Origin of the sequence: Lelliottia nimipressuralis, from assembly GCF_004402045.1 — a bacterium.
Taxonomy (GTDB): domain Bacteria; phylum Pseudomonadota; class Gammaproteobacteria; order Enterobacterales; family Enterobacteriaceae; genus Enterobacter; species Enterobacter chinensis.
This window is the reverse complement of sequence record NZ_SOMG01000018.1, coordinates 24,955-49,191: the sequence shown is the minus strand read 5'-3', so window position 1 is coordinate 49,191 and position 24,237 is coordinate 24,955. Positions and strand designations below refer to the sequence as shown.

General features: G+C 53.6%; 21 protein-coding genes. 18 read left to right on the top strand and 3 right to left on the bottom strand.

The window, feature by feature from the left end; all coding sequences use genetic code 11:
* Window position 1 precedes the first annotated feature (1 nt).
* From E3U32_RS12290 to E3U32_RS12240, 11 genes are read left to right on the top strand one after another with little or no spacing between them, the layout of a single operon-like run.
* Window positions 2-466 (top strand): lytic transglycosylase domain-containing protein, encoded by a 465-nt coding sequence (locus E3U32_RS12290; protein ID WP_134349025.1) that lies wholly within the window; start codon window positions 2-4, stop codon window positions 464-466.
* On the top strand, window positions 463-1,632 hold the full coding sequence (locus tag E3U32_RS12285) for a type II secretion system F family protein (RefSeq protein ID WP_134349024.1): 1,170 nt from the start codon (window positions 463-465) through the stop codon (window positions 1,630-1,632). Before E3U32_RS12290 ends, E3U32_RS12285 begins: the two co-directional genes overlap by 4 nt.
* Window positions 1,632-3,251: a GspE/PulE family protein gene (locus tag E3U32_RS12280; RefSeq protein ID WP_134349023.1), complete on the top strand. Its 1,620-nt coding sequence runs from the start codon at window positions 1,632-1,634 to the stop codon at window positions 3,249-3,251. Before E3U32_RS12285 ends, E3U32_RS12280 begins: the two co-directional genes overlap by 1 nt.
* On the top strand, window positions 3,235-3,951 hold the full coding sequence (locus E3U32_RS12275; RefSeq protein WP_134349022.1) for a hypothetical protein: 717 nt from the start codon (window positions 3,235-3,237) through the stop codon (window positions 3,949-3,951). Before E3U32_RS12280 ends, E3U32_RS12275 begins: the two co-directional genes overlap by 17 nt.
* Window positions 3,929-4,444: a hypothetical protein gene (locus E3U32_RS12270; protein WP_134349021.1), complete on the top strand. Its 516-nt coding sequence runs from the start codon at window positions 3,929-3,931 to the stop codon at window positions 4,442-4,444. The genes E3U32_RS12275 and E3U32_RS12270 overlap by 23 nt, the downstream gene beginning before the upstream one ends.
* Window positions 4,428-4,946 (top strand): hypothetical protein, encoded by a 519-nt coding sequence (locus E3U32_RS12265; RefSeq protein WP_134349020.1) that lies wholly within the window; start codon window positions 4,428-4,430, stop codon window positions 4,944-4,946. Before E3U32_RS12270 ends, E3U32_RS12265 begins: the two co-directional genes overlap by 17 nt.
* Window positions 4,943-5,455, top strand: coding sequence for a hypothetical protein (locus E3U32_RS12260; protein ID WP_134349019.1), 513 nt, complete (start codon window positions 4,943-4,945; stop codon window positions 5,453-5,455). The genes E3U32_RS12265 and E3U32_RS12260 overlap by 4 nt, the downstream gene beginning before the upstream one ends.
* A 47-nt stretch (window positions 5,456-5,502) precedes the next feature.
* On the top strand, window positions 5,503-7,344 hold the full coding sequence (locus tag E3U32_RS12255) for a secretin N-terminal domain-containing protein (protein ID WP_286164325.1): 1,842 nt from the start codon (window positions 5,503-5,505) through the stop codon (window positions 7,342-7,344).
* Window positions 7,344-7,820 carry a type II secretion system protein gene (locus E3U32_RS12250; RefSeq protein WP_134349017.1) on the top strand — a complete coding sequence of 159 codons (477 nt, stop codon included), beginning with the start codon at window positions 7,344-7,346 and terminating at the stop codon, window positions 7,818-7,820. Before E3U32_RS12255 ends, E3U32_RS12250 begins: the two co-directional genes overlap by 1 nt.
* On the top strand, window positions 7,807-8,169 hold the full coding sequence (locus E3U32_RS12245; protein WP_134349016.1) for a type II secretion system protein: 363 nt from the start codon (window positions 7,807-7,809) through the stop codon (window positions 8,167-8,169). The genes E3U32_RS12250 and E3U32_RS12245 overlap by 14 nt, the downstream gene beginning before the upstream one ends.
* Entirely contained in the window at window positions 8,156-8,644 is a 489-nt protein-coding gene (locus tag E3U32_RS12240; protein ID WP_134349015.1) for a type II secretion system protein, read from the top strand. The genes E3U32_RS12245 and E3U32_RS12240 overlap by 14 nt, the downstream gene beginning before the upstream one ends.
* Window positions 8,645-8,869: 225 nt before the next feature.
* On the opposite strand, the gene E3U32_RS12235 is transcribed toward E3U32_RS12240, so the two are convergent.
* Window positions 8,870-9,784, bottom strand: a complete 915-nt coding sequence (locus tag E3U32_RS12235; RefSeq protein WP_134349014.1) for a hypothetical protein — start codon at window positions 9,782-9,784, stop codon at window positions 8,870-8,872.
* Window positions 9,785-10,048: 264 nt separating this feature from the next.
* On the opposite strand from E3U32_RS12235, the gene E3U32_RS12230 reads away from it, so the two are divergent.
* Both E3U32_RS12230 and E3U32_RS12225 read left to right on the top strand, forming a co-directional pair.
* Window positions 10,049-10,444, top strand: coding sequence for a hypothetical protein (locus E3U32_RS12230; RefSeq protein WP_134349013.1), 396 nt, complete (start codon window positions 10,049-10,051; stop codon window positions 10,442-10,444).
* 66 nt (window positions 10,445-10,510) lie between these two features.
* Window positions 10,511-10,738: a hypothetical protein gene (locus tag E3U32_RS12225; RefSeq protein WP_134349012.1), complete on the top strand. Its 228-nt coding sequence runs from the start codon at window positions 10,511-10,513 to the stop codon at window positions 10,736-10,738.
* Between the two features lie 44 nt (window positions 10,739-10,782).
* Here the strand turns inward: E3U32_RS12225 and E3U32_RS12220 are convergent, their stop codons facing one another.
* Window positions 10,783-11,022 carry a hypothetical protein gene (locus E3U32_RS12220; RefSeq protein ID WP_134349011.1) on the bottom strand — a complete coding sequence of 80 codons (240 nt, stop codon included), beginning with the start codon at window positions 11,020-11,022 and terminating at the stop codon, window positions 10,783-10,785.
* Between the two features lie 141 nt (window positions 11,023-11,163).
* Window positions 11,164-17,895 carry an inverse autotransporter beta domain-containing protein gene (locus E3U32_RS12215; protein WP_166790938.1) on the bottom strand — a complete coding sequence of 2,244 codons (6,732 nt, stop codon included), beginning with the start codon at window positions 17,893-17,895 and terminating at the stop codon, window positions 11,164-11,166.
* A gap of 740 nt (window positions 17,896-18,635) precedes the next feature.
* Here E3U32_RS12215 and E3U32_RS12210 point away from each other — a divergent pair.
* From E3U32_RS12210 to E3U32_RS12190, 5 genes are all read left to right on the top strand, one after another.
* Complete coding sequence (locus tag E3U32_RS12210) at window positions 18,636-20,324, top strand: endonuclease (protein ID WP_166790937.1); 1,689 nt, start codon at window positions 18,636-18,638, stop codon at window positions 20,322-20,324.
* Between the two features lie 78 nt (window positions 20,325-20,402).
* Window positions 20,403-21,164 (top strand): polysaccharide deacetylase family protein, encoded by a 762-nt coding sequence (locus E3U32_RS12205; RefSeq protein ID WP_166790936.1) that lies wholly within the window; start codon window positions 20,403-20,405, stop codon window positions 21,162-21,164.
* A gap of 66 nt (window positions 21,165-21,230) precedes the next feature.
* Entirely contained in the window at window positions 21,231-21,605 is a 375-nt protein-coding gene (locus tag E3U32_RS12200) for a hypothetical protein (protein ID WP_134349007.1), read from the top strand.
* 329 nt (window positions 21,606-21,934) lie between these two features.
* Window positions 21,935-22,372, top strand: coding sequence for a hypothetical protein (locus E3U32_RS12195; protein ID WP_134349006.1), 438 nt, complete (start codon window positions 21,935-21,937; stop codon window positions 22,370-22,372).
* 16 nt (window positions 22,373-22,388) lie between these two features.
* Window positions 22,389-24,158, top strand: a complete 1,770-nt coding sequence (locus tag E3U32_RS12190) for a lytic polysaccharide monooxygenase (RefSeq protein ID WP_134349005.1) — start codon at window positions 22,389-22,391, stop codon at window positions 24,156-24,158.
* Window positions 24,159-24,237 lie beyond the last annotated feature (79 nt).

Sequence of the window (24,237 nt, the reverse complement as noted above, 5' to 3'; positions counted from 1 at the left end):
AATGCTACGCCTGTCCTTATATTCGCTGTTTATCTTCAGCGTATTTTCCTGCCGTGCCGATTGCTGGCAAATGGCAGGAGAACGTTACGGCATTGAGCCAGAGCTATTACAGGCGATAGCGATAGTGGAATCCAACGGCGATACCCGAGCCATCAACAAAAACCGTGATGGCTCAATGGATGTCGGTCTGATGCAAATCAACAGCATTCACTTCGATACGCTACGTAAATTTCGTATTAGTCAAAAAGATCTGCTTAACGATCCTTGCCAAAGTGTCATGACCGGCGCCTGGATCCTGGCAGGTCAAATCCAGCGCTTTGGTTATACCTGGGACGCTGTGGGGGCTTATAACGCCGGAACGGCAAATACCCCGCAGCGCCGCGCGCTTCGTCAACAATATATAAAAAAAGTGGCTCCGCATTATGCCCGCCTTAAAAGGCAGAGCCATACACTGTCGCCAAAATGAAACCATATATCGTCACCATCCTCCAGGGGGGGAAACGCGTCAATCAGACCGTGCTTGCCGCGTCACCTGATGATGCCAGCGCCCGCATTATTGCCAGCGGCGGCATTGTTTTACAGGTGCAGGAACGCCCCGCCCGTAAGGAGAAACGCTTTCCATTAAATCTGTTTTTGCAGGAGCTTATCGCCCTGCTGGAGGCCGGGCTGGTCGTGGTCGAGGCCGTCGAAGCGCTGCGCGAAAGTAGCCGCGACGGTGGCACCTCGCTGGTCCTGGATACGCTGGTTAAAAAGCTCTACGAAGGGGCACAGCTGTCTCACGCTATGATGGCGTTACCTGCGCTATTTCCACCTCTGCTGATTAATACCGTTGCCTCTTCAGAGCAAACCGGACACTTACCCGAAGCGCTGAAGCGTTTTCAGTTTTACGAATTCAGAATGGAAATTCTGCGCAAGCGGATTAAATCAACCCTGCTCTACCCGACAATTGTGCTCTCCGCCGGGGGAGCGATTCTGTTCTTTCTGCTCGGCTTTATTATTCCGCGATTTTCCGTGGTGTTTGATGGAATGAAGAACCCGTCCGCCAGCGCGCAGCTAATCCTCTGGTGGGGGCGCCTGACGCAGAGTCACGGTTCACTTCTGCTGGCCGGATGTGCGGTAGCGGTCGCAGGCATCGTGATGGCAGTTCGTAGCCCGCGCCTGCGCCAGCGAGCGCTCGGTGTGTTGCTACGCATTCCTGCGTTACGCCAGCAGCATCAGCTTTCAGTGCTGGTGCGTTTCTACCGCACGCTGGGCCTGCTGTTGCAGGGCGGCCTTCCCGCGCCTGATGCATTAATGCTGAGCCGGGAAATCCTGCCCACCAGCCATCGGCAGCAGGTTGAACAGGTTATCCGCGACGTCGCCGCCGGTGAGTCGCTATCCCGCATGCTGGAAGCCCAACAGATGACGACTCCGGTCGCCAGCCGCCTGCTCCAGGTCGGCGAACGCAGCGGTGAACTGCCTGCGATGTGCGAGCGGATCGCGGCTTTTTATGATGAATCGCTGGAACGCGCGATTGAAACCTTTAGCAAAATTTTTGAACCGATTCTGATGATGGTCGTTGGCGGCATCGTTGGGCTCGTCGTGTTTTTACTGTACATGCCCATTTTTGAACTGGCAGGAGGATTGCAATAATGTCTCACTCACCATCTGTAGAACCCCTTTTCGACCTGCCAGACGAGCAGCGCCTTCAGGCACTGGCGGAACTGCTGGACAGTTTTCCCGACGCGTTAGAACACGCCGCCGAAGCCCTGGGGCTTACGCCGCTCTCACCCGCACTCCTTGTCGACAGTGAAGAGGATTTCAATAGCGTACCGCTGACCGAATCCCTCAGTCAGCGTGCACTGCCGCTGCGTGTTAACGGTCAACTCCACGTTGCGCTGGGCGATCCGTTTTCGCTGGCTTTGCGCCAGTGGGCCTATAACATGAACGCCCTTCCCGCGCTAGCCCCACTTTCCCGGCTCAACGCCCGGCTTGATGAACTGGCAAAACAACAACGCACGCTCGATCAGTTAGAGCAGCAACAGAGTGACGAGAATAAAGAGGCGCGATGGCTGGAGATAACCCCTGCGGCCATCGCCAGCGAACCCCATGCCGTCATTAAGCTGGTCAACGCCACGCTATTTGATGCCCTGCAAAGCCGCGCCAGCGATATTCATCTTTGCGCCGTAGCAGACGGGCTAATGGTGAAGTACCGCATCGATGGGGTCTTGCATAGCATTCGGCACTGCGCCGGGCTTCAGCAGGCGGAACAGGTTATCTCCCGTCTTAAAGTATTAAGCTGCATGGACATTTCCGAGCGACGCACGCCTCAGGACGGACGCTTTAAGGCGTTAATCCTCCAGCGTCCCGTTGATTTTCGCGTCTCCATTATGCCGGGGGTCTACGGAGAGGATGCCGTGCTGCGCGTGTTGGATAAATCTCACGATCAGAACCTGCGACTGGAGACGCTCGGCTTTGATGAACACACGCTGGATGCCATTCGTCAGTTGACCCATCTGCCCCACGGCATGGTGCTCGTGACCGGGCCAACGGGAAGCGGGAAATCCACCACCCTCTACTCGGCACTCAGCGAACTCAACAGCGGTGAATGCAAAATCATCACCATTGAAGATCCCGTGGAGTATCAGCTCAACAGCGTACTGCAAATTCCGGTAAACGATAAAAAAGGGCTCACCTTCGCCCGTGGATTACGTGCCATTTTGCGTCACGATCCGGACATCATTCTGGTAGGTGAGATCCGCGATGGCGAAACCGCCGGCATTGCCGTCCAGGCAGCGCTCACCGGCCACGTCGTGCTCTCCTCGGTTCACGCCAACGATGTCTTTAGCGTCCTGGAACGTTTTTTATATATGCAGGTAGAACCCGCCAGCCTGATCACCGCTCTCAACGGCGTGGTGGCGCAGCGGCTGGTACGCCAGATCTGCCCGGACTGCATTGATGACGCCACGCCCGCAGATGATCTTCTCGCGGCGTGGCAATCCGGCCCGCTGCAGCAGCTTTCCCCCCGCTGGCGACGAGGCCGGGGCTGCGATACCTGCCGCGACAGCGGTTATCGCGGCAGGCTGGCGCTGGCGGAAGTGTTGCATTTCAGCGACGCGATGAAAGAGGCGATGCTGGCGCGCTCGCCTCGCCGCAAATTAAAGGAAGTGGCGCTGAATGACGGTTTTGTTCCGCTCTCGACCATCGCGTTGCGCGCCGTGGTCGAAGGCAAAACCACCTGGGAGGAGGTGAACCGTGTTATCACTCACTAATACCTGGCAGTGCGACATCTGGCCCCATGCCGTGCGATTGCGCCGCAACAACATGGTGATCGCCACGCATGAACGCCAGCCCGATGCCCCCCTTGAGGCCGCGCTCGAAACGCTGCTGCGCCTGCGTCCGTCCGTCTTACCCTGGCGTGATGCGGTGGAATTTCACCTCGATACCGACGATCTGACGTTTTTAATTCAGCCCTGGCATGACGGCGTAACCACACCGCAGGAGCTGCTCCAGCTTGCCCGGCAGCAGGCGGTTCATCGCGTGAGTCCTCCCGTCGAGTGGCAGGTACGCTTTGAGACCCTTGACTGGCAGCACTCGGCGATGGCCGCCTGCCTGAAACAATCTTGCTGGCACATGCTTGGCGCGCTGGCGCGCAGGGAGCGGCTGCGTTTTCGCGGTGTTATCACCCCGTTTCAAAAGCTGTTTAACCACTTCAGCCACGCACTACCGGAAAACGGCCTGTTTGTGGCAATGAGTCCCCACCACAGCCGGATTGCCAGCCGTCAGCATCACAACTGGCGCGACGTCTGGACGCTCACTCTGCCACAGCAGGAGATGGACGCCCAGTTGCGAGTTATCGCCCGGCTAAGCGGAATGCGGGATTGCCCTGGCTACGTCATTCATACCGACGGTGAGCACCATCAGGAATTAGCGCTACAGGAGAGACCACATGACACCGCTGTTTACGCGTAACTCCCCGTGGGCCTCACGCGCGTTGTTATTAACCGGACTCCTCTGTGTACCGCTCGCCGTCGCCGTGACGTATGGCCTGCTCCAGCACCAGCACCTTGAGCTACAGACGTCCCGGGCGCAGCAGCAGCTTGCAGAACGTCAGCAGGTGCTGCGCCAGTTGCGTGAAGCCGAACAGCGGCGATTGCGTCTGTCTCAGCAACTGCAGGCCGTTCCACCGGCCATCAAACTGCTGGACAACATCGGCAGCGTACTGACGCCCGATATTGCGCTCCTGAGCATTGAAGTCACTGCCAGCAAATACGACGCGCGCCTCACGGTAGCTGCCAGCAATCTTGACGCCCTGCTCGCCTTTAGCGAGCGACTACAGCAGTTGCCCGCGCGCGTGGTGCTGGAAAACCATCGCCAGTCGGCGCAGGGCGATCCTGCCTGGCCGATTAACGCGGTGCTCGACGTCAACGTTACGGCGGAGGAGCAGCATGCGGTTTCAGAATAAGTCCGCCGTATTGCGCTGGCAGGCCGCATTGCTTGCCGGACGCATCGGAACGATCCCGCTGTTGCTCACCGGGCTGCCCGCAGGGTTGCTGGTGTTGTGGCTTGGGGCTGTCCGGCCGCACACCATTCAGCTGCAGGAGAACCTTGCCCGGATCCATGCACAGCTACAGACCGCGCTGCCACTGGATAAACAACAGCCTGAACTGCAAAGCCGCATCAGCCCTGGAGAGTATCAGCAGGTAAGGCTCCTTTTTACCCAATTCAGGAGCCGCGGGCTGAAGGTCGACGCCAGTCGCTATCAGCTGGAAAAAGACGACGGCAAAACGGCGCTACGTCTGGATATTCCGCTGCGCGGTGAATATCTGCCGCTGGTTGACGCACTGGAGCAGCTCAGTCGCACTTTGCCGTTACGCATTGAGCAGCTAAGCCTGCGCCGCGCAGGCCCATCGGACACCCAGCTCAGCGCCACCGTACAACTTCGTCTGTTGAAGGAGTCGCCATGAAACTGCCGCGCTATTTACAGCTGGCGCTGGTGCTGACCGCCGGCGCGACGATCTGGAGTCTGGTTGCCGGGGAAGAGGTGTCGCAAGCGCCGCACCAGGTGCAGCCTGTCTCGCGCCCACGGCCCGCACCGGCAAAACAGGAGACGGCGCACTCAACGCGCATCGATCTCTTTTCAACACTGCGTAACAGAGCGCAAGACGCGGCAGAAAAAAAGCCGGAAAGCGAGCGGGCAGAAAAGGCGCAACCTGCCGCGCCGCCGCTACCGCTACAGGTACTTGGTGCCTGGTGGGAAAACCGTCAAAGGATCATTGTGCTGACGGATGGCAAAGAGACCTGGCCGGTGTGCGAACGCTGTAAAGCAGACGGCAAGATCTGGATCGGCAGTTCGCCGATCGACGACTGGATGTTAAAAGCGGTGGCGAACGACCACCTCCTGTTTGAATGGCAGCCCAGCCATATCCAGCAACGCCTGGAACTGGATGAGCTGCAATCGGAACCGACACACTAATCATGAAGAAAATAATTGCTCTCACTTTTTTGTTGTCATGCGCGTTCGTGAGCGGCTGTGCGCAACGTACGACGACGCCTCCGGTCCGGGAATCGGTCACCGCCTCTCCGCCGGTATTGATTAAGCGACTGAAGGAAATTGACCAACAGCGCATCGCGAGTCCGCAGGATATCGCGCTTCGCGCCGAGCAGGCTGACATCAGCAAAAAGCTGGTGAATGACTACCTGAAAAACGCCGATCTCGCGGTGCGTCAGAACAACTACACCCAGGCGGCACAGATGTGGCGCGATGCGCTCACCTATGAGCCAGGCAACCTGCGCGCCTTGCAGGGGTTACGCAAACTCGACGCCCGTCGGGCGCTGGACGCGTTGTACAGAGACGCGGTGGCTAACAGCACCCGCGATCCGGCGCGCGCGTTGCACAAAATCCAGCAGGTGCTGGAAGAAGATCCTAACTGGCCACAGGCACGCGCCCTGCGCGATCACCTGATGCGCGAGGTCGCGCGGATCAACCAGCCAGAACAACGGCTGAACCGGGAGCTACAAAAAACCATTTCGCTTAATTTTCGCGAACACAGCCTGCTGGCCATCTTTAACACCATCAGCCAGATGACCGGGGTAAATATCATCTTTGACAAAGATATTTCATCCAGCACCACCGGCAGCCTGATCGCCAAACGCACCACCGCGGAAGATGCCATCAACGTCCTGTTATTGTCGAATAATCTGCGTAAAAAAGTACTGAACAGCAATACGTTACTCATCTACCCCGCTACCGCGCAAAAGGAGAAGATCTATCGCGACGTAGTCGTCAAAACCATCTTCCTGGGCTACGCGAAAGCGAAAGAGGTCAATGTTGCCCTGCGCAATATGGTCAAGCTGAAGGATGTGCACGTTGATGAACGAACCAACTCCGTCACCCTGCGCGGGCCAAAAGAGAGCGTGGAAAAAGCGGAGCGTCTGTTAGTGACGCTCGATCGCCCTGAAGCGGAGGTCACGCTGGCCGTCGAGGTGCTGGAAGTGAATACCAACGATCTTGAAGCGCTCGGCGTGAAGCTGCCGCAGGCCATCAGCGCGGGCTTTGCCAAAAGTAAGGACGGTGATTTAAAGGGGAGCGGGATCCCCATTGGCGATCTGAACGCCAAAAATATCATGGTCGATATCGACAACATGACCATTGACATGAAAAAGGTGTTGAGCAATGCCAGAGTCCTGGCAAACCCGCGGATCCGGGTGAAAAACAATAAAAAAGCGCTGGTCGATATTGGTCAAACCATACCGGTGCTGACCACCACCGTGAATGACGGGATCTCACAACAGAAAGTGGATTATCAGGATGTCGGCCTGAAGCTGGAAGTCACGCCGGAAGTCAGTATGGATGACAATATCTCGATGGAAGTGAAGTTTACGCTCAGCGCCCTGGGCGCCGAGGAGCCCGGTGAGAACGGCGCAAAGTATTACCGCACGACCAAACGCGAAGCCAATACCACCCTCAGCAGCATGAACGGCGAAACCCAGATGCTAGCAGGGCTGATTAAGCAGGACGAAACCAGTACCCAAAAAGGGACGCCTTTATTGAGCGATATTCCTGGACTGGGTCGCCTGTTTAGTAGCAATACCGACAACAAAGAGCGCACCGAGGTTGTGCTGTTGATTACGCCGACCATTGAACGCAACCTCGATTTACCCGGCAGCCACGTCAGTACTATTGAGATGGGAAGCGACGATTTAACGGGCGATAGCATTCAGTTGCGCGACCTGCAACGCGACGAGCCCGGCAGTGGGTTCACCGCACCAGCGCTTGCGCCTCCAGCCCATTTCCCTGACCGGGCGGCAACGCTACCACCGCCGATCATCGATACGTCAGAAACGGGAAATGGAGCATCGTAATGCAGCGCCAGCGCGGTTTTACCCTGATTGAGATGATCGTCACGCTGGCGCTACTCGGCACGCTTGCCGCCGCCGCCGCGCCGCTGATGCGTAACTATCACCAGCGGCAGCAGGAGACGCAGCTACGCGAGTCGCTACGGACGCTGCGCGATGCTATTGACCGCTATCACCAGGCGAGTGTGGAGGGACGCATTGAGAAAAAAACCAGCGAATCGGGATACCCGCCGTCACTAAAAAGTCTGGTGGAAGGCGTCCGGGATAAGTCGTCACCTACTGGCGCGATGATCTACTTTTTGCGCCATATTCCGCGCGATCCGATGTGTGATTGCGACGGAAAAAACGACGAAGAGACCTGGCGGTTACGCGCATCCACACAGCCGCCCGGCGATTTCAGCGGCGGCGGCAAAGATGTGTTTGACGTCAGTAGTACCAGTACGATCAGCGGTCTGAATGGAGTGCCCTATGCGCAATGGTGAAAAAGGCTTTACGCTCATCGAGCTGCTGGTGGTGATGGCGATCATCGCCACATTAATGACGCTGGTTGCTCCACGTTTTTTCCAGCACGCGGATAAAGCCAAAGAGGTGGTACGCGAGCACAACCTGCATACCCTGCGCAGCGCGATCGATCACTACCGCCGCGATCGCCTGGCGGGGCCATACAGCCTTGAGGATCTGATAGAGGCCGGTTATCTGCGCCAGATGCCGCTGGATCCGGTAACCAATCGCCGCGATATCTGGGAAGCAAAGACCGATGACGAAGGGCAAATTATTGACGTCGAGACGCCACCCAAACCCGGGCAGGAACAGGGTGATGCATTCTATTAAACGACAGGGAGGTTTTACCTATCTCCTGCTGTTGATTGCGCTCTCCACGTTGGCGCTGTCGCTGCTGAAAAGTCGCGACGAGGTGCAGATGCGTTATCAGGAACAGCAGGAGGCAGAGCTTTTATCCCGCGGGGATCAAATCCGCGCGGCGATACAAGCCTACCGCGGCAACGGTGATGGCTGCTTCCCGGTGCGTTTTGAACAGTTGCTTACCGATAAACGCGGGCGAAAACCACTTTATCATCTGCGCCAGCACTACGCCGACCCGCTAACGGGAAGTAAAAACTGGGGAATGATCCTCGACCCGCAGGGGCGCTGGATTGGCGTACGCAGTCTCGGAAAAGGCACACCGCGAAAAAAAACCGGATTTCGTCATGATCCAAAGCAGTTTGCCGATGCAAAAACGTATTACGACTGGAAATTTCAGGTGGAAAGCGATCTACAGGCACCGTTACCTGCCGCCTGTGGTCGTTAATGGAATGATTAGGAATAAAAATATGTCATTTCCTTACCCACGAGGCCTGCGCGGTCACGCTATTTACCATCACTCTCGATGTGCTGGGATACACAAACTGGAGAGTGGGTACGTGCAGGCGAGCAGAAAATAACGGCACATCCTTGATGCCCAATGTGTCAGGCAACATGCTCTGAGAGATGTTGCCTGACAGTCTTCTCAGCTTTTCACTAACGTATGTCCATTTTACTGCGAGACGGGAATTGTCCCTTTGATAACCACTAAGGTAATCGTCGCTTTTGCGTCCCCTGCTTTCAGCGGGATTTTATATTCGCCCGGCTGGGTATAGAGCGCTCTGTATTTATCATCTGGCATATCAATGATGACATCATCATCTGCGGCGGTTGCGTCGATCCGCTGCAGAAGCTCTGCTTTGGTCAGGGGCTTGTTCCATCCGGCCACGATACGATCGTGTTGAATCTGAATCTCGTTACTTTCGAGGACACAGAGCGCATTCTGTTCTCCGCCCTGAAGGCGATAAAGCCGGTTTTCAGTTAACGCGTCCAGAGACGGGCACACAACTTCTCTTTGTGAACCTGATTCTGCCAGCGTGTAGCTCAACTTCACTTTCAGGCTATCACCGTGGCGCACACTCTGTTTTTTCCAGGTACCACTATCTCCGGTGAACATTCGGATCCCGTTGGGGATAATAGAGCCGCTGGCGGCAAAAAAGTCATTCCCGTTAACAGAAAAATAGGGGAGAAGATTTAAAGATGAATCATTAATAATGGTCACCACAGGCGAGTTAACGGAACGGTAATTCTTTTGCTTATAACTACAGTTTTTCCCGTTTGCCTGTAAGTTGACACCATTATCTTTACTAACAATCATGGCATAGTTACAGTTAAGACCGTTTTCAATGGATTCATCCAACACCACACCATTATCAACGACAACCTTCATCACGCCGTTATCTTCATTACCTACCCAGAGATGAGGAATAAAATCATTACTGTAACCTTCCTCATAGGTAGCATTATTCACTCTGATTTTCAGATGATCAGGGTTTTCGATATTCATCATACGCGCATAGTCACTGGCATATACTGATGCTGTTGAGAAAATACTAAGCATTGCTAAAGCAACAACGGTCTTTGTCATGAGAAACCCTCTTTGATGAAATAAAAAGCAACAAGTTCACGCAGGAATGACCATACCTGAAACACCCAGACAGTAAAATACACGTACAAATGAAATCAGGATTAATTAATTTTTATTTCACAACTCAACAATAAATCCTTTCTTGCAGAATATCAGTACCACCTCATTTTATTCTGAATAATTTACATGTTGTCTTGTCAGCATTCAGACTGAAACAGTAGACTTGAAAGCCATCGTATATATTGCCCCTACTGAGCGAGACTTATGATGGAAGAATCGGTTAAACACAGCCATGTAAAAATTCGGGTTTGCGTTCGAACGAACTCTTTTTTATTCGAAAAAGGGCTAACGGAAATAGCACGCTGTTACTTTATCGCCAAAAGCAGAATGCTATGCATTATCGATGCTGATACGTTTGGCACGAGGATGCATCTGGTGAAATATCTGGAGTTCATCAGAAGAATCAAGCCCGATATGCTTGTTTTAGTTACGGGTCATTTCGCTCAGGAAGAGCAGCATCCATGGTACGTAAAAGCGAATGAATCGCTCTCGTGCTGGCGTGAATCCATTGACGCCATGAATTTCATGGGTCCAAACCTCGACAATATTATTGATTTTTACCGAAATGAAATGAGGGTGAATAGCCTGAGTAAGTCATAGCGTTTCGACATCTCATGAAATTCATCCGTTTTCTTTTAGTGTCATTTTGCAAAAGGAGAATTGAAAGTGAAATTAAGTTTCTGTATTAAGACACATGTACTCGCGCAGCTGGCCGGCGTCACCGAGGCTGAATTAGTTTATGCGCTTATGACGACGGGAGAGCTGTTCGGAGTGAAAATCCCTGCCCCGCTACCCGGCAGGCATAATGCAAAGACGCGTAATTTTGATTATAAAGAAGCGTTAGATTTTGCTGAAGAACTCAAAATTGCCCGATACAGCAGAAGGCAGGACTGAAAACGCAATAAAAGGTCATACCGTTAATCGATAGATTTCTCTAGCTACTTTTTATATTTGCAGCAGCACTCTTCAGTTGACTTCGCGTTATCCTTCAACATTGAAAGTGCCAGGCAAATTACCTCAGCATACAAGCAATCATCAATACTCCGGGCATACTCCAGCTTTTTACTCAGATAATGACTGAGAGAAACATGATCAATGCTCATGCCACGCAAGGATAAATACATGGCGGCATCACCAATGAGTATTGATGCTTGCTTTTCAGGATAGACATTATTCATGGATGCTAGCCTCCTTTTCGTAACCCCCTACCCAGCAGGGTAATATTCAAATAATCCATATCTAAAACGTTAAACCGGTAAGGTTTCAGGGGGGAAATCCCCCCTGGTGTATGGATATCACATTAGACTGGACTAACGTGTTTACCAGTCGCAGGTGCTTGAACCAGTATTTTTAAACGTTTTTGATTCCGTCTTTCCTCTGATACCGTCTTTATTAACGGGCGTCACATAAAGTGTGACTTCCCCCCAATAGCCTAACGTAACGCCCTGAACGTTGGAAACAACGGTGCTTCCCCATTTCCACTGAAATATAGTGTTGCCTTCGGATGCACCGCCATTAGCATTGTAAGTGTAGGTTGCCGTTATTCTGTTACAGGCCCCGGTTTTACCGCTGTAACCCAGGTTTGTTACAAAAGGCACTGGCTTAGATCTTACGGTAATAGCATTACTAAAGACCTCAGTACCGGGCACGGACTGCCCTGAACCTTTAGGCGTTACGGCCACCCGCACGTCATAGCCCGCATAGCTGTCCGGCAACGTAAACGTTCTTGCCGTGCCGCCAGCGACATTCCTCCAGGTCTGACCATCTTTCCACTGCCACTGCCAGGTGGAGGCATCCGAACCCGATCCGTTTGCCGTGAAGGTGTATTCCGCCCTCAGGGTCTGCCCCACCTCCGGGGTACCGGATATCCTCAAGCCCGTCACCGACGGCACGCCATACACCGCTACCGGCTGACTCTCCTGTACCGTCCCGGTCAGCGACGGCTGGCTGCCACCTTTCGGCGTTACCACTACCCGCACGCTATAGCCCGCATAGCTGTTCGGCAGCGTAAACGTTCTTGCCGTACCGCCTGCCGCATTCTTCCATGCCGCTCCATCCTGCCACTGCCACTGGAAGGTAGAGGTATCCGAACCCGTTCCGTTTGCCGTGAAGGTGTATTCCGCCCTCAGGGTCTGCCCAACCTTCGGCGTGCCGGAGATCTGCAGACCCGTCACCGACGGGGCGGCATAGGCTGCCATCGTCGGACTTTCCAATACCACACCGGTCAGCGATGGTCGGCTGCTGCCCTTCGGCGTTACCACTACCCGCACGCTATACCCCGCATAGCTGTCCGGCAGCGTAAACGTTCTTGCCGTACCGCCTGCCGCATTCTTCCATGCCGCTCCATCCTGCCACTGCCACTGGAAGGTAGAGGTATCCGAACCCGTTCCGTTTGCCGTGAAGGTGTATTCCGCCCTCAGGGTCTGCCCAACCTTCGGCGTGCCGGAGATCTGCAGACCCGTCACCGACGGGGCGGCATAGGCTGCCATCGTCGGACTTTCCAATACCACACCGGTCAGCGATGGTCGGCTGCTGCCCTTCGGCGTTACCACTACCCGCACGCTATACCCCGCATAGCTGTCCGGCAGCGTAAACGTTCTTGCCGTACCGCCTGCCGCATTCTTCCATGCCGCTCCATCCTGCCACTGCCACTGGAAGGTAGAGGCATCCGAACCCGTTCCGTTTGCCGTGAAGGTGTATTCCGCCCTCAGGGTCTTACCCACCTCCGGTGTGCCGGAGATGCGCAGATCTGTCACCGACGGCGCACCATAAGCGTCTACCGCCGGGCTGTGTTGTGTCTCGCCCTGCAGCTGCGGCTGGTTGCTGCCCTCCGGTATGACCGTCACTTTAATGCTGTATCCTGCATCTCCGTTACGGAGGGTGTATTCCCGACCAGTGGCCCCCTCGATCGGTATCCAGCTGGTTTTCTCGTACCTTCCCCAGATATAGGTGGATTTATCCGTACCGCTTCCGTTTGCCGTAAAGGTGTATTCCGCCCTCAGGGTCTGCCCCACCTTCGGCGTGCCGGATATCCTCAAGCCCGTCACCAACGGCGCACCATACACCGCCGCAGCCTGGCTCTCCTGTACTGTCCCGGTCAGCAGCGGGTGACTGCTGCCCTTCGGTGTTACCACCACACGCACGCTGTAGCCCGCATAGCTGTCCGGCAACGTGAATGATTTTGCCGTGTTGCCTGCGGCTGCCGCATTCTTCCATGCCTCACCGTCCTTCCACTGCCACTGGAAGGTGGACGCATCCGTACCGGCCCCGTTCGCATTAAATGAGTACAATGCTGTCAGGGTCTGCCCCACTTCCGGTGTGCCAGAGATCTTCAGGCCCGTCACTGACGGTGCGCCATAGCCGTCAACCGCCGGGCTGTGCTGTACCGCTCCGGACAGCGCGGGCTGTCTGCTGCCCTTCGGCGTCACCACCGCCTTAATGCTGTAACCCGCATCTCCGGCCCGGAGGGTGTATTCCCGATCGCTGGCTCCCTCGATCGGCATCCAGCTGGTTTTCTCGTACCTCGCCCAGATATAGGTGGAGGCATCCGCACCGGCTCCGTTCGCCGTAAAGGTGTATTCCGCCCTCAGGCTCTGTCCCACCTCCGGCGTGCCAGAGATGCGCAGGTCTGTCACCGACGGCGCTCCATAAGCGTCTACCGCCGGGCTGTGTTGTATCTCGCCCTGCAGCTGGGGCTGGTTGCTGCCCTTCGGTATTACCGTCACTTTAATACTGTATCCTGCATCTCCGTCCCGGAGGGTATATTCCCGACCGGTGGCCCCCTCGATCGGCATCCAGCTGGTTTTCTCATACCTCGCCCAAATATAGGTGGAGGCATCCACACCGGTTCCGTTTGCCGTGAAGGTGTATTCCGCCCTCAGGAGCTGCCCGACCTCCGGCGTGCCGGAGATATGCAGGCCCGCCACCGCTGGCGCACCGTACACCGCTACCGCCTGGCTCCCCTGTACCGTCCCGGTCAGCGACGGATGACTGCTGCCCTTCGGCGTTACCACCACCCGCACGCTGTAGCCAGCAAAGCTGTCCGGCAGTGTGAACGTTCTTGCCGTGCCGCCTGTGACGTCCTTCCATGCCTCACCATCCTTCCACTGCCACTGCCAGGTGGAAGCATCCGTACCGGCCCCGTTTGCCGTGAAGGTGTATTCCGCCCTCAGGATCTGTCCCACTTCCGGCGTGCCGGAGATACGCAGGTCTGTCACAAGGGGCGCGCCATAAACCTCAACGTCGGACTCACCTTTTTTCCCGTTAATCGTGGCGCTTACCGTGATAGCACCGCCTGTATTTTTCGTGGTGACGGTCATTATTCCCGTGCCTTCTGTGCCGGTGACGGCGCTGGCCTCTCCCCGGCTCACCAGCTCCGGTTTGTCGATGTCCCAGACAATCGCCTCGCCCACCACCGCACGGCCAAAACGGTCCTTCGCCGTGGCAGTATAGGTAATGGTGTTCAGCCCGTTCGCCTCCACGCTGTCCGCGCTGGCGCTCACCGTCACGGTCGACGCCTTCCCGGTAACCGGCTCCGTTTTCGACGACTCCCTGTAGCCCTCATTTTTGGCCGCGTTGGTGGCGGTGACCGCCACGAAGAGGGTTGCCCCCGTGTCCTGCTCTGTCAGGCGATAACTGTCCGACGTGGCGGCATCGATCGCGCCACCGTCACGGTGCCACTGGTAGCTCAGCGTCACCTCGCCACCGCCGTTCTGCTCCACGTCCACCTTCGCCACGCTTACCGTGTCACCCACCTTCAGCCCGGCGGTTTTGTTCAGCGTGATACTTCTGATCGCCGGAATACCCTTCAGCACCGCGCCGGACTCGCCTTTCTGGCCATTGACCGTGGCGCTCACCGTGACGGTTCCGCCGGTATTTTTCGCGGTGACGGTCATTGTTCCCGTGCCTTCCGGGCCGGTGACGGCGCTGGCCTCTCCCCGGCTCACCAGCTCCGATTTGTCGATGTCCCAGACAATCGCCTCGCCCACCACCGCACGGCCAAAGCGGTCCTTCGCCGTGGCGGTATAGGTAATGGTGTTCAGTCCGTTCGCATCCACGCTGTCCGCGCTGGCGCTCACCGTCACGGCTGACGCCTTCCCGGTAACCGGCTCCGTTTTCGACGACTCCCTGTAGCCCTCATTTTTGGCCGCGTTGGTGGCGGTGACCGCCACAAAGAGAGTTGCCCCCGTATCCTGCTCCGTCAGGCGATAACTGTCCGACGTGGCGGCATCGATCGCGCCACCGTCACGGTGCCACTGGTAGCTCAGCGTCACCTCGCCGCCGCCGTTCTGCTCCACGTCCACCTTCGCCACGCTTACCGTGTCGCCCACCTTCAGCCCGGCGGTTTTGTTCAGCGTGATGCTGCGGATAATCGGGTAACCGTTGAGCGTCAGCTGCGTCGTCTGTTTTTGGCCGTCAATGTCGACCTCAATTTGTGCATTGCCGCCCGCTGATGCGGTAGTAAATGTTGCCGTCGCTTTCCCGTCCGCATCCGTTTTTTCAATCGCTTTACTCAGCGCGCCAAACTGCTGCGTGAGTAGCGTCCACGTTACGGGAGCGTCCGGCACGCCATTGTTGTGCTCATCCAGTGCGATGGCGGTCAGCGTCGAGGTACTGCTCCCATTGGCATTCAGCGTATCCGGCGAGCCTGTAAGCTCGATGCGATCAACCTTCCCGGCATTCACGTTTATGATTTTCTGCTCATCACCGGCATAGACCTTCACCTGCGAGGGTGCTTTTTGAGGCATAACGACGGTTGCACTGACATTACCGTGCTCATCGCTGTCTCCGGTGGGCGTTTCCCGGAACTGGCTCCCTTCAATCCGCCAGGCGATCGCCTGTTTACGGCTGGTAACCGCGTTATCAAATCGGTCATACAGTTGAGCACTGACGGTTTTATCCGCACTGCCTGCAACCGCACTTTCCGGAACGTCCAGGACGACTTTTGCCACTGCCCCCGGGTCAAGGAGTACCGGTTCTGAAGGGCTACTGACGTCGTCCACCGTGGCGCTCACCACCCACTTCTCTGTAGTTTTTTGCGGTGCGGTGAGCGCAATGGATGCCCTTCCCTCGCTATCTGTCTTGCTGCTGAGGCTTTCACCGTTACTGCTCCAGGTGACGTTTTTCTCAACCGTGAGAGGTTTACCATCCTGGTCGGTCACTTCAACGGTGAACGTCTTCTCCGTGGCAACTTCAGCACGCTCGGGCGATGCCACAAAACGAATGGCAAGCGGGTGGGCAAAATCGACAACCAGCGCCATCTTCTCCTGCTTAACGCTATCATTGGTGGTGGCACTTTGGCTCTGGATCCCGCCTGGCGGGCTCAGCGAGGCCGTAATTTCATCCTCTCCATCCGCCATGATGTCTTCTATTTCTACCAGCGCCCGGCCGCGCCCGTCAGTGAGCACGCTGTTTTGTGACAGCGAGCCAAGCGAGTTCCTGCTCTGCCAGTAAACCATCTGCCCGGCCAGGGGAGCATCCTGCCCGTCTTTTACCTCTGCTGCCAGCCGCAGCGCACCGTGACTCTCTTCGAAGAACTTCACGCTGCCGTCACGCCGGATCTCGCCAGGCGACAGCAGATGATCGATACGCAGGGTAATCGCTGCGCTACCGGCAATTTTCGCCGTCCCGCTTTCCCCCGGGATCCCTTTTTTGTTGACCGGAGTGACCTCGAAGACCACGCTGCGGGTCATATCACGCGTTTGTACCTCATACGACGCGCTATCCTTTTCATCTGCGTGACCTTCCTTCAGCACCACGCCTGAGTCCGCGTCATACCACCGTAGCCGGGTTTGCTTAAGATCTTCATCTTCCCCTTCATTGTTTTTATAGCGGTAGCTCCCCGTCAGGATTTCGCCGGGAGACATTTCACCCGCGATGGCAACGTCCTCGACGGAAGGCGCAAAATCGCCCGCCGTAACGGTGAGGTGATAGCTGGCGGAACTCAGTACATGCTCAGGATCGACAGGGGATGTTTCCGTCGCGGTGATGGTGACATCCCCCCGATGCGTTGGGTTCACCAGCCCACTGCCAGGCTCCACGGTCGCGATCGCCGTGCTGGAGGAGGTGTAGCGAATCACACCGCCGTGCCCACCTTTCACCGCGTGAAGCAGAGGCACGCCAGCCTGAGTTGTTTTTTCCGTTGGGCTGAAATAGAGGCGTCTGTCTTTTTCTTCCTGCTTATAGGCCAGAACAATGTTGTTATTACGGGTGACGAATTCCGTGCCGGACTGCATCAGCGAAGGGAGGGCCGTCGCATTTTCGCTTGCCAGCATCTCAGACAGTTTACGTCCAAACTCCCAGTGGAAATTAAGCCCCACTGAGAAGTTATCTCGCTGGCCGCTGATCATGCTCTGCTCTGCACTCACGCCCACCAGCGGCACAGGCTGCCACCTGAGCCCCAGGTTGAGCCCGTGCGGATTATGGCTGGCCTCGCTGCGGCTGCCGTTAACATCCACCTTGTCGCCATACCACTGAAACCAGCCCATTTTGAGCGCAACGTGCTGAGATAGCGCCGTCTCCAGATTGAGATCCCAGCCGCGAGCAGCACGTTCATACAGTTCATAACGGTCGGGATCGTCATTAAACATACTGTCGTCAGAATGGCGCCAGCCGCTCAGGGGCAGATAGTAGTTCGCCGAGGTGCGAATACTGTCGCTCCACAGCTCGCCGCCTATTCCCATCCGGTTATGGTGACGCGTCACATCCTGATCGAAAAAGAGGTTTCCACCCGCCATCAGATGCGGGTTAAAGGTATGACGCCAGCCGAGACCAAGGTTAAGGATATCGCGCTCGTTCCAGCGGTGTACGCTCATCTGAGTGAACAGAATATCGTGCTGCCAGATTTTGACCGGCCACAGGTAGTCCAGCCCAAAATCGCGGCTGTCGCTCCCGCCGATACCGACATCTGCCGTGACGCGCGCTTTCCCGCCGGTACGGTTTAACCACGCTTCCACCTCCTGCGTTAACGCGGCATTCACTTCGCTGTTTGCCGCGCCGCGCAGCGCATCACCGGCACCGTTTTGTTGGGCGCTTCCCCACATGCCGGCCATTTTATCCCGCAGGGGTTGATTGCTTTCTGTTTCAACCTTTTCACGAGGTTCAGTTTGCGCCCGCGCAACGGGAGGCACCGTAAGCAAAAAAATGGAAAATAAATAATGTAAGAGGATTACCCACACGGATAATTTTTGACGCAAAGAATAGTGCGAAAGACCGGGCATTTTGACGCATCCCTTATTAAATAAACTCCCTGGTTATGCATATTAGGATCCAGATAATTCTTAAACTCTATACAGAACTCAGGATATGTTCATGAAATTGCCTGACCCTCATCAAATGAAGCAGTTAAGCGACGCCGTATAACGGGATACTCAGCTATTTCATAAATTACTCAGCCCTGCTTCAGCCTTATATTTCCCTGAGGAGATTTTTCTCAATATCTGTCAGAAACATCGTATTGCAATCACATACATTCTTCTTCACTGCGAGCATTTTGGTTGAAATTGCCACTCAGGTTGTTATTCCATAAGCCCTACAGGGCTTTATGGCTGGTACTGCATAACGCTGCGTAGCGGACGAAAATATATAAACATTATGCTCACGAAGAAAACACACTCCGTTACAAGTTCAGTTTAAAATCATAAAATACTGGACAGGCCATTATTTCTCATCACGGTCTTGCATGTTACCGTCTTCACTTCGTTAGAATTTATTTAAGCGATGATACACAATAAAATAAACGATATTTTTCTGCAGGTATCAATTAACTTTTACTATGAAAAGGACAAAAAAAATGAAAGAAGGAGTAATATTCCGCAATGCAAAAATTCGGCATTATATCTTGTGCTTTATTTTCTTAACATTACCTGGCTATTCTTTTTCGAGTGTACCCACAACTTCCCCTGAAGTGGTACTAAGTGAAGTACTTTATCATTCACCATTATCCTCTTTGCCTGCAGGTGGTGAGCGTGGAGAGTTCATTGAAATATACAACCCCAGCTGTTCTGTAATTGACCTGGCAGAGTATCGCATTCAGGACAACAACGGCAATAAAGATGCTTATATATTAAGTGGTGAGATAGCACCGGGCCAGTACAAAACAATCACAAACGATCGTAATGGATTCGTAAAACTTTTTGACCGGTTCCCTGACATGGATAATATGAGTGTCAAATTAGGTAATTCTGGAGATTTTGTTGCGCTTTATCACAATAACAAATCTGTTGACCTGGTCTCCTGGGAAAAGGCCAAACCAGGCTGGGATCTTACGGCTAAAAACACGTCACTTATCCGAAAAAGTATCACCGGATCGACAATACCCACTGACTGGGTAGTCTACTCTGGCGGCAATACTGCCTATGGCACTCCGGGCACAGGTAATCTGCCCCGCCCGCATTGCGATGACGCGACCGAAGAAGAAGATTTACATCTTGAAGTAAGCAATGTTAATAAAACAATATGGATTAATAGCGAGGGGAAATTCAGTTTCAACTTTACCGTCACAACCTCAAAGGAAGCGGTAATTTCTGCAAAAATTCACTGCGAAAATATTAATCCTGAAGAGTGCAGTGGGCCAAGCGTGGTTGCATCAGCGTTGTCACAACCTAACGTGCCTACGGTAATGAATCTAGATTATCCACATGGAATAAAAGCAAAACCTGGGAAATATAAATTTTCGATCGTGGCACGAACCAGGTCTGGGGAGGAAATACAGGAAGAGCGGCTGATTACGCTCAGTGAAGACTATTATAGCGATGCAAAGGGGAAGACTGGTACAGAACTGCATGAGGCACTAAATTCCATTATTACTAATCAGGTGGTTTTTAGCTATAAGGCAGTGTGGGATCAACTGAAATACATCGATGAAGATACTGACAACACCAGTAACATTATTGTGCAATATGCGGGTGAATCAGTCCCCAAACCTTACCGAATTGGAGGGGAAGGAAAGAATGACCCTTATGCCTGGAATCGCGAGCATACATGGCCAAAAAGTCATGGCTTTAAGAAGGAGTCTATGACTGCTTATACAGACCTTCACCATCTTCGTCCAAGTTATCGCATTATCAATGAAAGAAGAGGAAATCTGGACTTTGATACTGTTTCTTCACCCGTGATCACACTGAAAAATAATAAAGTTGGAAAACAAGCATTTGAACCTGCAGATGACGCAAAAGGCGCAGTAGCCCGCATGATGATGTATATGGATGTTCGTTATGACGGCAACGATGTTTCGAACGTACCTAATCTGATGCTCGTTGATCAAACCGAAACGGCCAAAGACTCTCCCTTGATGGGCAAGCTTTGTACATTACTGCAATGGCATAATGATTATCCGGTTTCGGCGCGTGAACGTGAGCGCAACAACCGAATTTACGAACGACAAGGGAACCGCAACCCGTTTATTGATCATCCTGAGTTTGCACAAAGCATTTATGGCGACAGATGCCTTGATGTGCTTAAGAGAAGGACAGCTGGATAAACTGAAATAATTGCGATTCCGACAAAGGCTCTGGGCTATCCACGTCTTAACACATAATGTAATGCTAAGGATATGACAATGGAAAAAATACATTTAACCTTTGATGATGGCCCGCATCAAAACAACACGCCCCGTATACTGGACACGCTGGAAAAGTATAAAATTAAAGCCACCTTTTTCGTGTTAGGGGAAAGGATAAAGGCAAAAGGGGAACTGTTGAAGCGAATGACTGCGGAAGGCCACCGGGTTGGGAACCACACCTTCAATCATAAAAATTTAACCACGCTCGCAGATCGGGATGTCATCAACGAAATAACCTCAACAGAACGGGCGATCTCACAGCATATGAATCCAGACTTTATTCTTCGACCACCTTATGGCTCACGGAATAGTCGAATTAATAAGATTATAGAATCCCTTGGTTACACGATAGTCCTCTGGGATGTTGATTCTGAAGACTGGAAAAGAAAACCGGATGGCTGGATAGATTATGGTGTTAATCAAATTAACAGGCGAAAAGAAAGTCTGGTACTGATGCACGATATTCACTCCACAACAGCTGCGGGTCTTTCGACATTTATTGAAAAAATAAGAAACGCAGGCGGCACTTTTTGCGATCTGGAATCGGTGATAAATATTCCTGCACCAGGAGGCTCCAACGGAGAGGGACACGCCCCGGGTAGACGCTATCACCGGGTTGTCGCTGGAGAGACGCTGTCATCCATCTCCCTGAAATATTACAAGACGACCTCCCGGTGGCGTGCCATTTATGAGGCCAATGACTCGCAAATTGACAACCCTGATGTTATTCACGCCGGTTTGCGGTTAATCATTCCCTGAGTTCGTCAACTCACATGAAAAAGTCGCATATTTTTGGAAAAGACAATATGAAATGAAGGTGCCAAAATGAGTACAGTGAAGTCAGAAAAGGAGTTACTGGAGGCAGTTAAGAATAAACAATCCTCGATAGTTATCGAAGGTGATTTAGTCAATAAAACTGTCAGACTCCAGGCTGTGGGCCATGTGGCCTGGGCTGTTGCGTTGGCAGCAATTGGTCTTTCAATCTATTACGTTGTTTCAATACTGGAAAAAGGCAAGACCCGGGCAATGGCCCATAATGATATGTATTCGATACTTTCTGAATACGCGATTCCAGCCGTTGCGCTTGTTGTCGCTCTGATTGCCATCGCAACGGGCGTGCTCGTGCTGAGAAGATTTAAAAATTATAAATTAATCGGCAATAACAATGAGCAGTTGATTCTCAAACGCAAGGTTAAATGAAATGAACTCCGCCTTGAACAGGTGAGAGAGCCTGTCAGTTATTCTGCGTCACGGCTAAATCGTTAAAGGTGATCGCCCAGGCGATCGCCTGACTCTATAAGTCCATTTCCTGCCCATATCACGCCATTATCCCCAATTTCAACATTACAGGTCTCTCTTCTCTGCCTGAGCTCCCCAACTCTTAATGGCTCAGAGACGTCTCTTATTCAAGCCGGTTACCTCCTCTCGGTACTATCCCCCCCTGTTATCACACGGTAATAACGCCTTTTTACCTGCACCGCAGGTGAGATTTACCATTCGTTATTGTTCAGTAATTAATAAGGGAACTTATGAAATTAACAGGATCTGCTTTTGTCCTTGCCACTTTACTGGCAGGGGCGGGCGTTAGCGTTTCAGCCAACGCCACCACAACCCCGCCAGCGGCAAACTGCGAACAGAGTCACCAGAACTGCATGAAAGCGCTTGGCTCACTGGAGCGCAAGATCAACGGTGAGAAAGTGAAGGTCGTTGAAGGGCAAACGATTCGTGCGCGCTTCTTTAACGATGCAACCGAACTGCCAGCCCTGGAAACCCGCGTCACCATCCTTGCGGGCGAAGAGGCCCACTGGTCCTACGTACTCGCCCAGGCTATCAACCAGCAGCACCCCGATCTGCATGCGGGTTTCCAGCACAGCAACGGTGAAATTACTCCCGATGAGTCGCAGTCGAATAGCGTTTATGCCAACGAGAGCAACCCCATCAGTCACGTAGAAGTGTCCTTCAATTAATTCAGGGAAGATTATTTTGAAATTACTCAAGATGAACAACATTACGTCGGCGCTAGCCGTGGCATTAGTTGGCCTGTACTCCACGGGTGCGCTGGCGCATGGTTATGTTTTCGAGCCAAAATCCCGTTCGGTGATCCATTTCCCACCGATGAATGATAAAGGCGAGCATAGTAACGTCTGGCCTGCTGACGCCGTAGAAGCACCGAAGCTTCCGGCTGGCAACGATATGAGCCCAACCCCGATCGCCAACGAGCAGCTGTTCCAGTTCCCACCGGACGGCAAACTGGGAAGCGGCGGCTCAACGGCGACCCCTGAATTCAGCAAGCTGGATGACGAAAAGCAGAATACCTATAACAACCCGATGTCTGCGGGTCCGCATCAGTTTAAATGGCATTTACCGGCTAAACACCGCACCACCTATTTTACCTATTACATCACTAAGCCGGACTGGCATTCGCTTCCGGGTGCAGATTCACGCCTGACCAGAGCGATGTTTGAAGATAAGCCTTTCTGCCATAAGGTTTATACCTATGCGCCAGGCAACCCGTCGGCCGATATATCGATTCCGACAGGCTTCGAAACACACACCTGTGACGTACCGGAGCGTGAAGGTAAGCAGAAAATTTATGCCGTCTGGCGCGTGCGTGATACCGATAATGCATTTTATCAGATGATCGACGTCGATTTTGGCGGAGAAGTGATCACCAAACCGGTGGCCAGCGTCACGCCGTCCAGCCATGAACTGTCGACCAGCACGCTGTCGCTGGACGGAAGCGCCTCTACGGGGAAAGAGCTGAAGTACAGCTGGTCCGTCACCAGCAATGCCGACAAGGTCGTTCTGGAAAACAGCACCAGTGCCAAAGCCAGCATCCGCCTGAAGGCTAAACCTGAGAGTGACTTTAGCGTAAATGTTAAGCTGACCGTCACCAACGATAAAAACGTGAGTGATTCCAAAACCGTCACTCTGAAAGCGAAAGCAGAAGCGGGTAACACGGCACCGGAGGCAAAGGCAGGCAGTGACTTCACCGTCACCAGCAACAGTGAATCCCGCGGTTACGACCTCAACGGTTCCGCAAGCGTCAATGCTGATAAATATCAATGGACTATCGTCTCTGGCGGGGACATTGGTGCTTTGCAGGTCGCAAATGGCGGCGAGTGGGTTCCAACCGTTCACGCGGCGAAAGCCCGCGCGCTGATTAAGCCCGGGAAAATCGGTAAGGTGACCTATCGCCTGACGGTGACGGCCAAAAATGGCGTCGACAAACACTACGACGATATCACGGTGACCGTGAAGGAAGCGCAGCAGGCTTCTGATGTGCAGATCAATACGGGTAACAACCAGGACACCATCGTTGGCGGTGACGTTATTGCTGCATCAGTCGTGTCAAAAAACGATGATTCCTTAAAGGGATCAAAAGTGGAATGGTCCGCACTGAATCACGCCGATAAGATTCAGATCTCGTCTCCGAATAACTTCAGCACCAACCTCATGGGTAAACATCCGTATACCGACAATGTGGACGTGACGCTGCAGGTGAAAGTGACGGCGCCTGATACCGGTAAAGTCTCCACGGCAACGAAGGTGATCAAGCTGCGCCCGGCGCAAACCGATGTAAAAGCATGGGATCACAACAAAACTTACAAGACACCTTGTGAAAAAGTGAGCTATGAAGGCAACATCTGGCTGAACAGCTGGGAAACCCGAGGCGTTAAGCCAGGCTCCGATGGCGAGTGGGGCGTCTGGAAAAAAGAAGGTGCTGCCAACATGCCTAAAGAATGTAAATAATACTGTAAGTTAACTCTGGCCGGGTCTTCACTGACCCGCGCCTCACATTATCATTTCCCCCCACACTTTCGTTATCATG

What these genes read in the sequence shown, in the direction of transcription:
- E3U32_RS12250 (WP_134349017.1), top strand. Translation starts at nt 7,344, where the DNA reads ATGCAGCGCCAGCGCGGTTTTACCCTGATTGAGATGATCGTCACGCTG.
- E3U32_RS12215 (WP_166790938.1), bottom strand. Translation starts at nt 17,895, where the DNA reads ATGGCCGGCATGTGGGGAAGCGCCCAACAAAACGGTGCCGGTGATGCG.
- E3U32_RS12260 (WP_134349019.1), top strand. Translation starts at nt 4,943, where the DNA reads ATGAAACTGCCGCGCTATTTACAGCTGGCGCTGGTGCTGACCGCCGGC.
- E3U32_RS12240 (WP_134349015.1), top strand. Translation starts at nt 8,156, where the DNA reads ATGCATTCTATTAAACGACAGGGAGGTTTTACCTATCTCCTGCTGTTG.
- E3U32_RS12195 (WP_134349006.1), top strand. Translation starts at nt 21,935, where the DNA reads ATGAAATTAACAGGATCTGCTTTTGTCCTTGCCACTTTACTGGCAGGG.
- E3U32_RS12210 (WP_166790937.1), top strand. Translation starts at nt 18,636, where the DNA reads ATGAAAGAAGGAGTAATATTCCGCAATGCAAAAATTCGGCATTATATC.
- E3U32_RS12205 (WP_166790936.1), top strand. Translation starts at nt 20,403, where the DNA reads ATGGAAAAAATACATTTAACCTTTGATGATGGCCCGCATCAAAACAAC.
- E3U32_RS12285 (WP_134349024.1), top strand. Translation starts at nt 463, where the DNA reads ATGAAACCATATATCGTCACCATCCTCCAGGGGGGGAAACGCGTCAAT.
- E3U32_RS12220 (WP_134349011.1), bottom strand. Translation starts at nt 11,022, where the DNA reads ATGAATAATGTCTATCCTGAAAAGCAAGCATCAATACTCATTGGTGAT.
- E3U32_RS12265 (WP_134349020.1), top strand. Translation starts at nt 4,428, where the DNA reads ATGCGGTTTCAGAATAAGTCCGCCGTATTGCGCTGGCAGGCCGCATTG.
- E3U32_RS12290 (WP_134349025.1), top strand. Translation starts at nt 2, where the DNA reads ATGCTACGCCTGTCCTTATATTCGCTGTTTATCTTCAGCGTATTTTCC.
- E3U32_RS12235 (WP_134349014.1), bottom strand. Translation starts at nt 9,784, where the DNA reads ATGACAAAGACCGTTGTTGCTTTAGCAATGCTTAGTATTTTCTCAACA.
- E3U32_RS12245 (WP_134349016.1), top strand. Translation starts at nt 7,807, where the DNA reads ATGCGCAATGGTGAAAAAGGCTTTACGCTCATCGAGCTGCTGGTGGTG.
- E3U32_RS12230 (WP_134349013.1), top strand. Translation starts at nt 10,049, where the DNA reads ATGATGGAAGAATCGGTTAAACACAGCCATGTAAAAATTCGGGTTTGC.
- E3U32_RS12200 (WP_134349007.1), top strand. Translation starts at nt 21,231, where the DNA reads ATGAGTACAGTGAAGTCAGAAAAGGAGTTACTGGAGGCAGTTAAGAAT.
- E3U32_RS12270 (WP_134349021.1), top strand. Translation starts at nt 3,929, where the DNA reads ATGACACCGCTGTTTACGCGTAACTCCCCGTGGGCCTCACGCGCGTTG.
- E3U32_RS12280 (WP_134349023.1), top strand. Translation starts at nt 1,632, where the DNA reads ATGTCTCACTCACCATCTGTAGAACCCCTTTTCGACCTGCCAGACGAG.